The sequence below is a fragment of the Streptomyces sp. NPDC098101 genome (assembly GCF_044760185.1).
Classification (GTDB): Bacteria; Actinomycetota; Actinomycetes; order Streptomycetales; family Streptomycetaceae; genus Streptomyces.
In genome coordinates this window covers 147550-162179 of sequence record NZ_JBIWAS010000004.1, presented here as the reverse complement: position 1 = coordinate 162179, position 14630 = coordinate 147550, and the positions used below count along the sequence as shown (strand labels likewise).

Below are 14630 nucleotides of genomic sequence, written 5' to 3'. Positions count from 1 at the left end.
CGCCCCGTGGCGTCGTCTCCGTCCCTCAGCTCCCGCCGGACGCCACCGCCCCGCGGAACGACGCGGTGTGGCTGCGGACCTGATCCGGCGACAGATAGGCGTCGGTGTACTCGAAGTCCTTCAGCGTCCCCGCCTTCGACGCCAGGAACCCGGTCCGCACGTAGTCGTCCCCGGCCAGGGCGTTGAGCAGCCAGTTCGTCATCACCCGGGTCTTGGCCACGTTGGTCCGCAGCGCGCCCCAGTGGTAGGCGCGGGCCACGGCCTGCGCCGGCATCCCGTGCAGCTCCACGCCGAGCGGCTTCGACACCCCGTCCATCCCGCCGAGGTCCACCACGAGCCCCAGGTCCTTGTGCCGGTACGGGTGGAGCGGCTCGCCGCGCAGGGTCGAGACCAGGTTGTCGGCGACCGCCTTGCCCTGCCGCATCGCGTGCTGGGCCGTCGGCGGGCAGACCGCCCCCTCCTCGCCCTTGGCGAGGTCGGGCACCGCCGCCGCGTCCCCGAGCGCCCACACCCCGTCGAGCCCCGGCACGGCCATCTCGGGCGTGACCACGGCCCGCCCCTTGAGGGTCTCCGTGCCGAGCGTGCCGATCAGGGGGCTCGCCGCCACCCCGGCCGTCCAGATGAGGGTCCGGCTCGGCAGCACGCGCCCGTCGGTGAGCGTCACCGTCTTCTCGTCCACCGAGGCCACCGACACGCCGAGCGACACCTCGATGCCGCGCCGGGTCAGGATGTCCGTCGCGGCCTTCCCCAGCTTCTCGCCCAGCTCGGGCATGAGCCGGGGCGCGATGTCCACCAGGTGCCACTTGATGAGGTCGGGGTCGAGCCGGGGGTAGCGCTTGACCGCGTTGTGGGTGAGCAGTTGGAGGCAGGCCGCCGTCTCCGTCCCGGCGTAGCCGCCGCCGACCACCACGAACTGCAGCCGCGCGGCCCGCTCCGCGTCGTCGTTGCTCGCGTCCGCCAGGTCCAGCTGGGCGATGACGTGGTCGCGGACGTACACGGCCTCCGCCAGCGTCTTCATCCCGCGCGCGTGCTCGGTGAGCCCCGGGATGTCGAAGGTCCGGGTCACGCTGCCGGGCGCGAGCACGAGATGGTCGTACGGCTCGTTCACGTACTCCCCGGAGATCGTCCGCACCACGCAGACCTTCGCGGCCGTGTCGATGCCGACCACCCCGCCGGGGACGATCCGGGTCCGGTGCCGTTCGCTGCGCCGCAGCGACAGGGCGACCGACTGCGGGGTCAGCACCCCCGCCGCGACCTGGGGGAGCAGCGGCAGATAGAGCTGGTACGAGAACGGTGAAAGGAGCGTGATGACCGCCTCCCGCTCCGCCAGCCGCCGTTCGAGCCTCCGTACGCAGGCCACTCCGGCGAAGCCGGCGCCCACCACGAGAATCCTCGGTCGCGTCACGCTGTCCGCCCTTCCGTAGGAGCGTGCAAGGAGCCATGGGCCGTGGCCGGGGACGACCACAGGGCAAGTTTTTGCCGACTACCCCTTGTTCACCCTTTTTATCGCCATTGCCGATGAATCGCTCTTCGACGGGGTCCACCCCGGCTCCGCCGATCGTGCTCTCGGCTACCCCCTCCAGCCGTTCTCACCGCCCCTTTCCGCCGTCCGGCCCCGACCTCCCGTCAGAGGACCACGATCCCCAGCGGCCGCGACCCCGCCGCCAGCCGGTGGGAGTCGCCCGAGGCGAGGTCCACGACCGTCAGGCCGTCCCAGTACCCGTCCCGGGTGAACCCGCCGGTCACATAGGCCGTGCGCCCGTCCCGGGACACGGTCACGCTCTCGTGCGGCCCCTCCAGCGGATGCACCCGCTCCGTCCCGTCCGGCGCGCGCACCGTCAGGGACGGACCCCGGTCCGCGTCCGGGTCGATCGGCCCCGTGCCCACGGCGAGCAGCGTCCCGTCGGCCGTCACGGCCACCCCGTGCTGATGGGTGTTCGCGGTCATCGGCTCGATCTCCGTCCGGCCCGTCCGGGGATCGACCACGGCGAGCCGCTCGCCCTCGAACGGCAGCAGCAGTTTCCCGTCCGAGGGCCGCACCGCCGCGTAGTGCGGCTTGAGCCAGGAGCCGAGCCCGCCCTCCGTGCCGTACGGGGCGACCTCCACCCGCCGGGGCTCCAGCGTCCCCGCCGCGACGACCGTGACGTCGAAGGAGTCGTGGTTCGTCGCGTACACCTCGGCGCCGTCCCGCGACACGTCCACGTCGAACGGGCGCCGGCCGACCGGCACCGCGTCCGTCACCCGCAGCGCCGCCGTGTCGACCACCTCCAGGGCGCCGTTCCCGCCGGGCACGTTGACCCCCACGTACGCCCGGCGCCCGTCCGGCGCGAGCGCGATGCCCATGCCGCCGCCCCGGTACTCGCCGGTGGTCACGGGCCCGGTGTCCGTCCGGTACGGGATCAGGGCGAGCCGCTTCCGGGCCGCGGTGTCCACCACCGCCACCCCCTCGGCGGTCGCCACCCACGCGCGCCCGTCGGCGCCGAGCGCCAGACCGTACGGCGCGGTGCCCACCTCCACGGACCCGGTGGCCCCGCGCGCGGGATCGACGAAGGTGACCGTGTCGGAGCCGAAGTCGGTGACGAGCAGGGTGCTCGGGGCGGGCCCGCCGCCGGGGGAGAGAGTCACGGCCGCCGAGGAAGGGGCCGCTTTGCCGGACGCCGCTTTCCCGGGCGTCGATTTGCCGGACGCCGCCGGGGCCGCCCCGGCCGCGCCCCCGGAGCCCTGGGCGCACCCGGCGAGCAGGGCGGCGGCCAGCGCGCCGGGCAGCAGCACCCGGGCGGTACGGGACGGACGGCGGGACTTCGTCATGACGGACTCCTCGGTACGGCGACCGCGCGGACACCCCCGGCGGAGCCGGCGGGTCCGCGCCCTGTACCGATCCTCCGCCCGGCCCCGCCCCCGTACGGTCCGCCGGGCGGCCCCCGCCCGGTGGCGGGACGGACGACACCGGGGTCGGCCGAACGGATGATCCCGTTCCCCCGGCGGGAGGGGCGCCCGGGCGGTTACGGTGGCGCGATGACCGAGTTGTGGACCGAGACCGCCCCGGGCGTCCTGAGGCTGCCCTCCGGGCGCCTGGTGCGCGGCCGGGGCCTGCGCCACCCGCTGCCCGGGGGCCCCGCCCCGACGTACGCCGTCCACCTCCTCGGCCGGACGCCCCCCGAGGTGCCCTGGGAGTCCGTCTGGCTGCGCTGGCCGGACTTCCGGCTCCCCGCCGACCGGGACGCCGCCCGTACCGTCCTCACCCGGGCGTGGGAACGCGCCGCCGGGGAGCGCGTCGAGGTCGCCTGCGGCGGCGGCCGGGGCCGTACGGGCACGGCCCTCGCCGTCCTCGCCGTCCTCGACGGGGTCCCGGCCGGGGAGGCGGTCGCGTACGTGCGCCGCCACTACGACCGGCACGCCGTGGAGACGCCCTGGCAGCGCCGCTATGTGAGCCGGTTCACGGTGTGAGTGGGGTCCCGGGGCGAATCGGTTCACGATGTGAGACGGGCCCCTGGCCCGTTCACGCCCCGATGTCCTCCAGGAAGGACAGCGCCCGCTCGGCGCACAGCGCCGTCGCGTCCGGCGCGTAGGACGGCGTGCCGCGCTCCGTGAACAGGTGCGCGGTCCCCGGGTACAGGAAGAGCTCCCGGTCCGCCGCTCCCGCCACCAGCTCGCGCGCCGCCGCCAGGTCCCCCTCGCCGGCGAAGTAGGGGTCCGCGTCCATCCCGTGCACCTGCACGGGCACGCCCTCCGGCCACTTCTCCGCGAAGACGTCCACCGGCAGGCAGGCACTGATCAGAAGGGCGCCGAGCGCCCCGGGGCGGGTCTGCGCCAGTCGCTGGGCGGGCATCACGCCGAGCGAGAACCCGGCGTACACCAGGGCTTCCGGCAGCTCCGCGGCGATCCGGTCGGCGCGCTCCGCGAAGCCGGTCTCCGAGGCGTGGGCGACCCCGGTCTCCAGGTCGCCGAAGGTGCGCCCGTCGTACAGGTCGGGCGCGTGCACCGTGTGCCCGGCGCGCCGCAGCCCGTCCGCGAAGGCGCGGACGCCCTCCGTCAGCCCGAGCGCGTGGTGGAAGAGCAGAATCTCGGCCATGTCGTCGTCCCCTGGTCGCCGTGCGCGGCCCGCGCCCTCGTGGCGCGAGCCTCCCGGGAGGCAGCATGGCGCACGGCACCGACAACGCCCCGGCACGGGGCGAGGGGGACGGTTACCGCTGCGGCCGGTGCGCGACGACGGCGCCCGCCGCCTGGCCCACGACGCCCATGGGGCCGGTGACGCCCATCGGACCGCCCTGACCGCCCGGACCGCCCTGGCCCATCGGGCCACCCTGACCCACCGGACCCCGGGCACCCATCGGACCGCCCTGCCCCATCGGACCGCCCTGGCCCATCGGGGCACCGGCCCCGGCGTGCGGCGCGCCCGCGTGCGGGACGCCGGCCTGGGGCGCGGGGGCGCCCTGCGGAGGAACCCGGATGACCCGGCTCAGGTCCCGCAGGACCTCCTCCGCGGTCTGGCGGACGTCACCGGGAACATCCCCCCGTTCCCGTATGAGCTCGGCGTAGATCGGTGCCGTGCCGTCCGCGTGGTTCATGGGGCTCGCTTCCTTCGTCTGCGCCGGCGTCCGTCGCCGACAGGGCGACGGCGAGTCTACGGGGCACCACCGACACGACCGGGCCCGGGAGCCCGCTCGTCACCCCGACGGACGCCTCCCGGTCCGATAATCACTGTTCTTTGTGTCCCTTCCGTCCGAGAATGGATCATCGAACACCACGGGAGGGGAACCCCATGAGCCAGGACACCCTGACTCTGCACGACCTGATGCCGTCCGACGAGCTCGCCGCCGCCCTCGCCGACGGGCACGTGACGCGGAAACCGCACCCCGAGCTGCCGCTGTCGATCTACACGTACACGCGCGCGTGCCAGTACGCCCAGCACTGGAACCGGGCCACCCTGCGCTGCCGCGGCCTCGTCGCCGACGACACCACCGGGCGGATCGTCGGACTGCCCCTCCCCAAGTTCTTCAACCTCGCCGAGCACGCCACCGGCAGCCCCTACGCGCCCCCGCTGCCCGACGAGCCCTTCGAGGTGTACGACAAGGTCGACGGCAGCCTCGCCGTGGTCTTCCACTACGCGGGCCGCTGGCACGCCGCCTCCAAGGGCTCCTTCACCAGCTCCCAGGCCGTCTGGGCGCAGCGCCGCCTCGACGCCGCCGACACCACGGGCCTGGTGCCCGGCACCACGTACCTCGCCGAGATGCTCTACCCGGGCAACCGGATCGTCGTGAACTACGGCGAGCGCCGCGACCTCGTCCTGCTCGCCGCCTTCGGCCCGGACGGCACCGAGGTGCCCCTCGCCGGGGCCGCCGCCTCCTGGGCGCCCCTCGGCAGCGTCGTCCGCACCTGGTCCGTCGCGACCCTCGACGAACTCGTCGCCCTCACCGAGTCCAACACCCTGCCGGGCGGCCGCCCCGCCACCGGCACCGACGCCGAGGGCTTCGTGCTGCGCTTCGCCTCCGGCCTGCGCGCCAAGGCCAAGCTCAGCGAGTACGTCCGCCTCCACAAGGTGCTCACCGGCGTCACCGAGCGGGACATCTGGCGCGGCCACGGCATCCAGCGCTTCGCCGGCCTGCCCGCCGGGCAGGTCGCCAAGGGCCTCGGCTGCTCCGTCGCCGACGTCGAGGCCTCCGGCGGAAAGCCCCTCGACGCCCTCCTGGAACAGGTCCCCGACGAGTTCGACCAGTGGGTGCGCGGGGTGATCGCCGGCCTGGAGACGGCCGCCGCCGCGCGCGAGCGGGCCGTCGACGAGGCCTACGCCCGGCTGGCCCACCTCACCGGCGACCGGGCCGCCTTCGCCCGCGCCGCCGCCGTGCTGCCCGACAAGGGCCTGCGCGCCGCCCTCTTCCAGCGCCTCGACGGGCGCCCCACCGACCTCCTCCTCTGGCGGCAGGTCCGCCCCGAGGCCACCGACCCCTTCGCCCACGACCAGGAGAACTGACCGTGCCCGTCGTCCACGTCATGACCGGACTTCCCGCCTCGGGGAAGACAACGGCCGCCCGCGCCCTGCAGGCCGACGCCGAGGGACGCGTGCGCCGCGTCAACCTCGACGACCTGCGCACCATGCTCGACCTGCCCGACCCCGAGCGCGGCCGCTCGCACACCCGGGAGCAGACCGTCCTCGCCGTCCAGGACGCCACCGTCCGCGCGGCCGTCGACGGCGGCTTCGACGTCGTCGTCGACAACACCCACCTGACCCCGCACATCCCCAAGCGGCTCAAGGCCGCCGTCGCGGGCCTGGACGTCACCTTCGCCGTCCACGACTTCACCGGCGTGCCCGTCGAGGAGTGCGTCCGCCGCGACGCCGCCCGCGAGCGGCCCGTCGGCGAGGAGATCATCCGGATCCTCGCCGACAAGCACGCCAAGGCCTCCCGGAACGGCTGGCGCCTGACCGCCGACTGGCTGAACGACCGGCCCGCCACCGAGCCCTACGTCGCCGACCCGGCGCTCCCCACCGCCGTCATGTGCGACATCGACGGCACCCTCGCCCTGCGCGTCGACCGGGGCCCGTACGACTTCACCCGCTGCGACCGCGACGTCCTCAACGTCTCCGTGCGCGACGCCCTGCGGGCCTTCCGGAGCGCCGAGCGCGACCGGATCGTCCTGCTCTCCGGACGCAGCGAGGACCACCGCGCCCTCACCGAGGAGTGGCTCGCCCGCCACGAGGTGCCGTACGACGAGCTGTGGATGCGGGCCTCCGGCGACGGCCGGGGCGACGACCTCGTCAAGGCGGAGCTCTTCGACGCCCACGTCCGCCACCGCTACGCCGTCCGCGTCTCCCTCGACGACCGCGACCGCGTCGTGGCCCTCTGGCGCCGCATGGGCCTCCCCACCTGGCAGGTCAACTACGGCGCCTTCTGACCGGCGGCCCGGGGGCGGCACCGGCCGCCCCCGGCGCCGTGTCAGGATCGTGGGATGGTGGAAAAGATCATCGCGGCGTGCGACGGCGCGTCGAAGGGAAACCCCGGCCCCGCGGCCTGGGCATGGGTCATCGGCCGGTCCGACGGATCGGTCGACCGCTGGGAGGCGGGCCCGCTCGGCCGGGCGACCAACAACGTGGCCGAACTCACGGCCCTGGAAAGACTCCTGGAGGTCCTCGACCCCGGCGTGCCCGTCGAGGTCCGCATGGACTCGCAGTACGCCATGAAGGCCGTCACGACCTGGCTGCCCGGCTGGCGCCGCAAGGGCTGGAAGACCGCCTCCGGCAGCCCCGTCGCCAACAAGGAGCTCGTGGTCCGCATCGACGCGCTCCTCACCGGCCGCGACGTCGACTTCGTCTACACCCCGGCCCATCAGGTCGACGGCGACCCCCTCAACGACGCCGCCGACCGCGCGGCCAGCCACAGCGCCCGCACGCAGGAGGCCGCGAGCTCCGACTCCGGATCCCCGCTGCCCCCGCCGGAGGCGCCCGCCAGGGCCTCCGCGCCCCGCCCGCGCTCCTCCGCGCCGTCCGGCTCCCGGACCGGCTCCGCGAACGCCTCCGCCACCCGCCGGACACGCCCGTCCGGCGGCACCCTCAAGGCGAGATTCGCGGGCCGCTGCCGCTGCGGCAAGGCCTACGACAAGGGCGAGACCATCAGCAAGAACCCCGACGGCTGGGGCCATCCCACCTGCGTCTGAACCACGGGGCCGTCCGACTGGCGGGCGGCCCCGTCCGTTGCGTGAGACCGGCGCGTCCGGGGCGCGCGCGAGGCTTCACCCACCCGTGTACGCGGGTTCGTCCGGGGTTCTGTTCTCCGAGCGGCCGGGGCTGCATACTGTCCTCCTCGCACCGGTGACGAACCGCTCTCACCTGCTCATTCGTCGTTCTCACGACATGGTCGGCACCGGCGAGAACCTCCCTCCAGCTACCGCCGCGGACCCTCCGCGACGGGAGCCTTCCCTGCCCGTGAAAGACCCGAGGTTCCGTGCCAGTACCTGTTCTCCTGACCGGGCGCTCCGTGCGCCTGGAGCCGCTGGCGATGCGGCACGCCGAAGCCCTCGCCCGGGCCGGCGGGGCGGACCGATCGGCCTACGCCTTCACCCCCGTGCCCGACGGCCTCGAATCGGCCCTCGACTACATCGCCCGCGCCCTCGCGGACCAGGCGGCGGGCCGGTGCCTGCCCTTCGCCGTGGTCAGTACGGCCGACGAACGGGTCGTCGGCTCGACCCGCTTCCTCGAACTCGACTACTGGCGGGGCCCGCTGGTCTGGCCCCCCGTCCCCGGGATGCCCCACGGCGATCCGCTGACCGCCGTCCCGGACGCCGCCGAGATCGGCAACACCTGGATCGCGGGCGCGGCCCGGGGCACCGGAATCAACACCGAGGCCAAGTACCTCATGTTCCGGCACGCCTTCGAGGTCTGGGGGGCCCGGCGCATCACCCTGCGCGCCGACGCCCGCAACACCCGCTCCAGGATCGCCATCGAACGCCTCGGCGCGACCTGCGAGGGCGTCCGCCGCGCCCACTCCCGCGGCCTCGACGGCGCCGTCCGCGACACGGCCTTCTACTCGGTCCTCGACGACGAGTGGCCCGCCGTCCGCGACATCGTCGAACTCCGCATGTCCGCCCCGCGCCGGGTCCGCGTCCCCCAGGACCTGCTCCCGGCCTGAGGCCACGACGCCCGAGGCCCACGACCGCCGCCCCGGCTCCCCGGGGCGGCGGTCGCACGCGCCCCGGTACGGTGGCCGGGACAGCGAGCCGTACCGCCCGAAGGGACCGAGTGACCGTGCCGACCGCGACCACCGACGTACTCCTGCGGACGGAGGGCCGCGCCGGGTTCGTCACCCTGAACCGGCCCCGCGCCATCAACGCGCTCACCCACGCCATGGTCCTCGCCGTCGACGCGGCCCTCACCGCCTGGGAACACGACCCGGCCGTGGAGACGGTCGTGATCGAGGGGGCGGGCGAGCGCGGTCTGTGCGCGGGCGGCGACATCCGCGCCATCCACGACGACGCCCGCGCCGGGGGCTCCGCCTCGGCGGACTTCTGGCGGGACGAGTACCGGCTCAACGCCCGGATCGTCCGCTACCCCAAGCCGTACGTGGCGCTCATGGACGGGATCGTCATGGGCGGCGGCGTCGGCCTCTCCGCCCACGGCTCCCACCGCGTCGTCACCGAACGCTCCAGGGTCGCCATGCCCGAGACCGGCATCGGCTTCGTGCCCGACGTCGGCGGCACCCACCTCCTCGGACGCGCCCCCGGCGAACTCGGCACCCACCTCGCCCTCACCGGCGGCCCCGTCGGCGCCGCCGACGCGATCCTCACCGGCCTCGCCGACCGGTACGTCCCCGCCGCCGAACTCCCCGCCCTGGCCGGGGACCTGACCCGCCTCCCGGCCGACGAGGCCGTCGCCCGCCACTCCGCCACGCCCCCGCCCGGCGTCCTGGAAGGACAGCGGGAGTGGATCGACGCCTGCTACGCCGCCCCGACCGCCGAGGAGATCGTCGAGCGCCTCCTCGACACCGGCGTGCCCGCCGCCAAGGAGACGGCCGCCACCCTCCTCACCAGGTCCCCGGCCGCCCTCAAGGCGACCCTGGCCGTCCTCCGCCGCTCCCGCGCCCTCGCCACCCTGGAGGAGGTCCTGGACCTGGAGTACCGCGTCTCCCGCGCCGCCCTCGCCACCCCCGACCTCGTCGAGGGCATCCGCGCCCAGGTGATCGACAAGGACCGCGACCCGCGCTGGACCCCCGCCACCCTCGGCGAGGTCACGGACGAGGACGTCGCCCGCTACTTCGCGCGGCCGGCCGACGGAGACCTGGGCCTCGCCGCCGAGGGGGCGACCGGCCCGGCCCCCGGGGCCCGCGCATGACCACGACCACCTCCTTCCAGCCCGTACTGGACCGCATCGCCGAGGAGGTCGCGGAGCTCGCCGACCGGGGCACCCCCGCCGACTACATCCCCGCCCTCGCCGCCGGCGACCCCGCCGACTTCGGCATGGCCGTCGCCGAACTCGACGGCACCGTCTACGGGGTGGGGGACTGGCGCCGCCCCTTCTCCACCCAGTCCGTCACCAAGGTCTTCACCCTCGCGCTCGCCCTCGCCGGAGAGGGCGACACGCTCTGGACCCACGTCGGCCGGGAACCCTCCGGGGACCCCTTCAACTCCCTCGTCCAGCTGGAGTACGAGAACGGCATCCCGCGCAACCCGTTCATCAACGCGGGCGCCCTCGTCGTCACCGACCGGCTGCACCGCCTCACCGGCGACGCCTCCGGAAGCCTCCTCGCCTTCCTGCGCGCCGAGAGCGGCAACCCGGACCTCGCCTTCGACGCCGGAGTGGCCGCGTCCGAAGCCGCCCACGGCGACCGGAACGCGGCCCTCGCCCACTTCATGGCCTCCTACGGCAACATCACGGGCCCCGTCCCCGACCTGCTGCGCGAGTACTTCCGCCAGTGCTCCCTGGAGGCCTCCTGCGCCGACCTGGCGCTCGCCACCGGCTTCCTCGCCCGGCACGGCCTGCGCGCCGACGGCACCCGCCTGCTCACCCGCAGCCAGGCCAAGCAGGTCAACGCGGTCATGCTCACCTGCGGCACCTACGACGCGGCCGGGGAGTTCGCCTACCGCGTCGGGCTCCCCGGCAAGAGCGGCGTCGGCGGAGCCGTCGTCGCCGTCGTCCCGGGCCGCTGCACCCTGTGCGTCTGGAGCCCCGGCCTGGACAGCCGGGGCAACTCGGTGGCGGGCGTCGCCGCCCTCGACCGGTTCACCACCATCACCGGCCTGTCCGTCTTCTGACCCCGGACCGGACCGCGGGCGGGCGCCTCAGCCCCGGCGCCGGCGCGCCCGCGGCGCCTCGACGGGCCTCCCGCAGGCACCCAGGGCGGCCGGCTCGCCCAGGGCCCCGGCGGCCGTCCGCCAGGCCTCGGTGACGGCCCCGTGCGCGAGCGCCGTCGCCTCGGCCACGTCGGCGGGCAGCGTCAGCGGCGCCCCGATGTGGACGTGCAGGCCGGGCCTGCGGACGGGCGCCGTGAGCACCCCGGCGAGCTGCTTCGCCCGCCCGCCGGAGGTGATCCGCCGGGCCCCCGCCTGACCGATCGGCACCACCTGCGCCCCGGTGGCCAGGGCGAGCCGGGCGAGCCCGGTCCGGAACGCCTCCGGCGGGTTCTCGGCGGAGTCCCGGCGCGGCGGGATGCGCCCCTCCGCGTACAGCATCACGTGCCGCCCCGACGCGAGCGCGACCGCCGCCCGGTCGAGGGCCGCCGCCGCGTGGGCCGTGCCCCGGTGCACGGGCACGTGGCCCTCGCGGGTCAGCGCCCGGCCGAGGACCGGGATCCGCCAGAGCCCCGAGGTGGCCATCAGGACGGGCTCGACCGCGAGCCGCCGGCGGAGCGCGGCCAGCACGAGCGCCGGGTCCGCGAGCGAGGTGTGGTTCACGACCAGGATGCTGCCGGGCGCGAGGGACGCACCCGGGTCGGCGGTGACGGTCAGTCGCCCGAAGAACGGGACGACGCGGGCGGCGATGCGGCTGAGCACGGACGGGCCCCCTGGAGCCGAGGACGATGCGCTGACCCCGTCATCGTCGCGGGACCGGGGCGGCCCCGGCATGGGCGGACGTACTCAGCCGTCGCGCCCCGTCGTACTCAGGACGGGAGCCGGTGACCGGGCGCGTTCCCCGCCGGTCTACGCTGAGCCGCGGACGGCCCGGCGCGACGGACCGTCACGGACGAGGGGAGGTGCCGGACGGTGGAACGCTCCGCGCGACGCCTCGCGACCCTCGTCCCCGCGCTCCTCTGCGCGATCTGGTCCCTCCTCCTGACCCCGCCGGCGACCGCCGACCCGGCCACGACCCGTACGACCCGGGCCTCCTCGCCCGGGGCCGTGACTCCGGCCTCCCCGGACCGGACCTCCGGGGACCGTACGGCCCCGGTGCAGGCCCGTACGGTCCCGGCCGTGAGCCCGGCGTCCGTCCCCGTCCACCGGTTCGCCCCGCCGGAGCCGCACCTCGCGCCCGCCGCCGTCGTGGGGCTTCCGGCCGTCGTCGAGCACTCCGTACGGTTCCCGGCGGCGCCCGCCGCCCCCGCGGCCGTGTCCGTCGACCTCTCCCTCCCGCCGCGCGGCCTCCTCGCCGGCGACCCCCGCCGCGAGCGGGCGCCGCCCGGCGGGCCGCACGTCCCGAGGGACCCGCGGGGCCCTCCCTCCACCCGGCACAGCTGACGTTCCCCCGCGTCGCCGTCCGGGACCCCGGCATGTCCACGGACCGGTCGCCGACGCGCTTCCGACCGTACGCCCCGGCACGGGAACGGCCCCCGCGCGCCCCCAGGGACCGCGTCCGCCGACCCGTGCGCCGCCCGTGGAGACACCCATGTCCTCTCGTGCCACCCTCTGGCGCGCGCTCCTCGCGCTCGCCGTCGTCGCGCTCTCCCTCTGGATCGCCCTGACCACCCCGCCCCGCCTCGGACTCGACCTGCGCGGCGGCACCCGCATCGTCCTGCAGACCGAGGACGGACCCACCACCCGCGCCGACGCCGCGGCCACCGACCGCGCCCTGGAGGTGCTCCGCAAGCGCGTCGACGGCCTCGGCGTCGCGGAGCCCTCCCTCGCCCGCTCCGGCGAGCGCCGCATCGTCGTCGAACTCCCCGGTCTGCGCGACCCGCGCAAGGCCGCCGAGACCATCGGCCGCACGGCCCAGCTCACCTTCCACGCCGTCACCGGCGGGACGGAGGGACCGGCCGCCGCCGACGGCACCCGCGTCCTCGCCGACCCCGACGCGCCCGGCCGCTTCCTGACCCTGGCCGCCCCCGCCCTCACCGGCGACGGCGTCGAGAGCGCGGAGGCCGTCCTCGACGCCACGAGCGGCCGGGGCTGGACCGTCGACCTCTCCTTCCGCGACCGGGCCGCGGGCGACTGGGCGCGGATCACCGGCGCCGCCGCCTGCGCGTCCCCCGGCGACCCGGCCCGCAGGGTCGCCATCGTCCTCGACGACCGGATCGTCTCCGCGCCCGCGATGCAGACGGGCGTCCCCTGCGGGGCGGGCATCGGCGGCGGCTCCGCGCAGATCACCGGCGGCTTCTCCGGCCAGGAGGCCCGCGACCTCGCCGCGCTCGTCCAGGGCGGCGCGCTGCCCGTCCCCGTGACGACGGTCGAGCAGAGCACCGTGGGCCCGACGCTCGGCGCGGAGGCGATCCGGGCCAGCGCCCTGGCGGCGCTGATCGGCCTCGCCTGCACCGGCCTCTTCGTCATCGCCGTCTACCGGCTCCTCGGCCTCCTCGCCACCGTCGCCCTGCTCCTGTACGGCCTGATCTCGTACGCCGCCGTGGTCGCCCTGGGCGCCACCCTCACCCTGCCGGGCCTGGCCGGCTTCGTCCTGGCCGTCGGCATCGCCGTCGACGCCAACGTCCTGGTCTTCGAACGGGCCAGGGAGGAGTACGCGGCCCTGGGCAGGACCGCCGGACGCGATCTGCGGCGGCCGGTGACGACGGCGTTCGGCAAGGTGTGGAGCGCGGTCGCGGACTCCCACGTCACCACCCTGCTCGCCGCCGGACTGCTGTTCGTCTTCGCCACGGGTCCGGTCAAGGGCTTCGGCGTGACGCTCGCCGTCGGCGTCGTGACCTCGCTCCTCACCGCCATGGTGATCACCCGGCTGCTCGCCGACGCGACGCTCCGGCTGCCCGCCGTGCGCAGGCGGCCGGCGGTGACCGGCATCGCCGGACTCGGCCGGCTGCGGACCTGCCTCACCCGGCGCGTCCCGCGCCTGACGGCCCACCGCCGCCGCTGGCTGACCGGCTGCGCCGGGCTCCTCCTGGTGGCCCTCGCCGGAATCGGCGTCCGGGGCGTGGAGTTCGGCGTCGAGTTCACCGGCGGCCGGGTCGTCCAGTACGCGGCCGACCGGCCGGTGGACGCCGACGCGGCCCGCGCGGCGGTCGCGGACGCCGGCTTCCCCGACGCCGTCGTGCAGACCACCGGCGACGGGGACGTGTCGGTACGGGTGAAGGAGACCGGCGACGGCGAGCAGCGGGAGATCGGGGAGGCGCTCACCGGGGTCGCCGGACCGGTCACGGTCGAGCGCGACGACCTGATCGGCCCGAGCCTGGGCAGCGAGCTGCGCACCCACGCCCTGCTCGCGCTCGGCCTGGCGGTCGCGGCCCAGCTCCTCTATCTGACCGTGCGGTTCCGCTGGACGTACGCGACGGCCGCCGTCGCCGCCATGACCCAGGACGTCCTGCTGGTGATCGGCCTGTTCGCCTGGCTGGGCAAGCCGGCGGACAGCGTGTTCCTGGCCGCCCTGCTGACCGTCGTCGGCTACTCGGTGAACGACTCCGTCGTGGTCCTCGACCGGCTGCGGGAACTGCGGCGGCGCGGCGGCGGCGTACCGCTGACCGACCTGGCCGACCGGGCGGTCGCCCAGACCCTGCCGCGCACGGTCAACACGGGCATGGGCGCGCTCTTCGTCCTGGTGGCGCTCGCCGTCCTGGGCGGGGACTCGCTGACGGACTTCTCGGTCGCGCTGCTCGCCGGCGTCGTCCTGGGCATGGCGTCCACCGTCTTCACCGCGATCCCGCTGGCCGTGACCCTGGAGACCCGCCGGCCGGCCCCCGCCCCGAGGGCTCCCGCGCCGCGCCGCCGTACGGGCGCCGTCGTCTGACCCCCGTCCCCGTCACCCCGGCCCGTACGGCGGGGTGACGGGG

14 protein-coding genes are annotated in these 14630 nt (G+C 75.7%); 9 read left to right on the top strand and 5 right to left on the bottom strand.

Translation table 11 applies throughout. The features are described from left to right. Positions 1-25: 25 nt before the first annotated feature. Both ACIQVI_RS19340 and ACIQVI_RS19335 read right to left on the bottom strand, forming a co-directional pair. Entirely contained in the window at positions 26-1405 is a 1380-nt protein-coding gene (locus ACIQVI_RS19340) for an NAD(P)/FAD-dependent oxidoreductase (protein ID WP_351974263.1), read from the bottom strand. Between the two features lie 221 nt (positions 1406-1626). Further along, positions 1627-2808, bottom strand: coding sequence for a YncE family protein (locus ACIQVI_RS19335; protein WP_403597238.1), 1182 nt, complete (start codon positions 2806-2808; stop codon positions 1627-1629). Between the two features lie 207 nt (positions 2809-3015). Between ACIQVI_RS19335 and ACIQVI_RS19330 the strand changes: the two genes are divergently transcribed. Beyond that, on the top strand, positions 3016-3447 hold the full coding sequence (locus ACIQVI_RS19330) for a protein phosphatase (protein WP_351973427.1): 432 nt from the start codon (positions 3016-3018) through the stop codon (positions 3445-3447). A gap of 52 nt (positions 3448-3499) precedes the next feature. Here the strand turns inward: ACIQVI_RS19330 and ACIQVI_RS19325 are convergent, their stop codons facing one another. After that, positions 3500-4072 (bottom strand): dienelactone hydrolase family protein, encoded by a 573-nt coding sequence (locus ACIQVI_RS19325; protein WP_403597235.1) that lies wholly within the window; start codon positions 4070-4072, stop codon positions 3500-3502. A 112-nt stretch (positions 4073-4184) separates the two neighbouring features. Further along, on the bottom strand, positions 4185-4568 hold the full coding sequence (locus ACIQVI_RS19320; protein WP_403597232.1) for a hypothetical protein: 384 nt from the start codon (positions 4566-4568) through the stop codon (positions 4185-4187). A gap of 194 nt (positions 4569-4762) precedes the next feature. Between ACIQVI_RS19320 and ACIQVI_RS19315 the strand changes: the two genes are divergently transcribed. From ACIQVI_RS19315 to ACIQVI_RS19290, 6 genes are all read left to right on the top strand, one after another. Next, a complete protein-coding gene (locus tag ACIQVI_RS19315) occupies positions 4763-5971 on the top strand; it encodes an RNA ligase (RefSeq protein ID WP_403597229.1) in 1209 nt (402 codons plus the stop codon). A gap of 2 nt (positions 5972-5973) precedes the next feature. After that, positions 5974-6891 carry an AAA family ATPase gene (locus ACIQVI_RS19310; protein WP_403597226.1) on the top strand — a complete coding sequence of 306 codons (918 nt, stop codon included), beginning with the start codon at positions 5974-5976 and terminating at the stop codon, positions 6889-6891. 54 nt (positions 6892-6945) lie between these two features. After that, positions 6946-7650: an RNase H family protein gene (locus tag ACIQVI_RS19305; protein WP_403597223.1), complete on the top strand. Its 705-nt coding sequence runs from the start codon at positions 6946-6948 to the stop codon at positions 7648-7650. A gap of 287 nt (positions 7651-7937) precedes the next feature. After that, positions 7938-8621: a GNAT family N-acetyltransferase gene (locus ACIQVI_RS19300; RefSeq protein WP_403597219.1), complete on the top strand. Its 684-nt coding sequence runs from the start codon at positions 7938-7940 to the stop codon at positions 8619-8621. Positions 8622-8731: 110 nt separating this feature from the next. Then, positions 8732-9820 carry an enoyl-CoA hydratase/isomerase family protein gene (locus tag ACIQVI_RS19295; protein WP_403597216.1) on the top strand — a complete coding sequence of 363 codons (1089 nt, stop codon included), beginning with the start codon at positions 8732-8734 and terminating at the stop codon, positions 9818-9820. Continuing rightward, positions 9817-10740 carry a glutaminase gene (locus ACIQVI_RS19290; RefSeq protein ID WP_121833970.1) on the top strand — a complete coding sequence of 308 codons (924 nt, stop codon included), beginning with the start codon at positions 9817-9819 and terminating at the stop codon, positions 10738-10740. Before ACIQVI_RS19295 ends, ACIQVI_RS19290 begins: the two co-directional genes overlap by 4 nt. A gap of 27 nt (positions 10741-10767) precedes the next feature. On the opposite strand, the gene ACIQVI_RS19285 is transcribed toward ACIQVI_RS19290, so the two are convergent. Beyond that, the gene (locus ACIQVI_RS19285) at positions 10768-11478 is read right to left on the bottom strand and encodes a lysophospholipid acyltransferase family protein (protein ID WP_351973644.1); all 711 of its coding nucleotides are present in this window, start codon (positions 11476-11478) and stop codon (positions 10768-10770) included. Between the two features lie 210 nt (positions 11479-11688). Here ACIQVI_RS19285 and ACIQVI_RS19280 point away from each other — a divergent pair, with 210 nt between their 5' ends. Together ACIQVI_RS19280 and secD are read left to right on the top strand one after the other, a co-directional pair. Next, positions 11689-12159, top strand: a complete 471-nt coding sequence (locus tag ACIQVI_RS19280; RefSeq protein WP_403597213.1) for a hypothetical protein — start codon at positions 11689-11691, stop codon at positions 12157-12159. 148 nt (positions 12160-12307) lie between these two features. After that, entirely contained in the window at positions 12308-14587 is a 2280-nt protein-coding gene (secD, locus tag ACIQVI_RS19275) for a protein translocase subunit SecD (protein WP_403597209.1), read from the top strand. Positions 14588-14630 lie beyond the last annotated feature (43 nt).

Coding starts and splice junctions, on each gene's coding strand:
- ACIQVI_RS19325 (WP_403597235.1), bottom strand. CDS start 4,072: ATGGCCGAGATTCTGCTCTTCCACCACGCGCTCGGGCTGACGGAGGGC.
- ACIQVI_RS19330 (WP_351973427.1), top strand. CDS start 3,016: ATGACCGAGTTGTGGACCGAGACCGCCCCGGGCGTCCTGAGGCTGCCC.
- secD (WP_403597209.1), top strand. CDS start 12,308: ATGTCCTCTCGTGCCACCCTCTGGCGCGCGCTCCTCGCGCTCGCCGTC.
- ACIQVI_RS19315 (WP_403597229.1), top strand. CDS start 4,763: ATGAGCCAGGACACCCTGACTCTGCACGACCTGATGCCGTCCGACGAG.
- ACIQVI_RS19305 (WP_403597223.1), top strand. CDS start 6,946: ATGGTGGAAAAGATCATCGCGGCGTGCGACGGCGCGTCGAAGGGAAAC.
- ACIQVI_RS19320 (WP_403597232.1), bottom strand. CDS start 4,568: ATGAACCACGCGGACGGCACGGCACCGATCTACGCCGAGCTCATACGG.
- ACIQVI_RS19335 (WP_403597238.1), bottom strand. CDS start 2,808: ATGACGAAGTCCCGCCGTCCGTCCCGTACCGCCCGGGTGCTGCTGCCC.
- ACIQVI_RS19290 (WP_121833970.1), top strand. CDS start 9,817: ATGACCACGACCACCTCCTTCCAGCCCGTACTGGACCGCATCGCCGAG.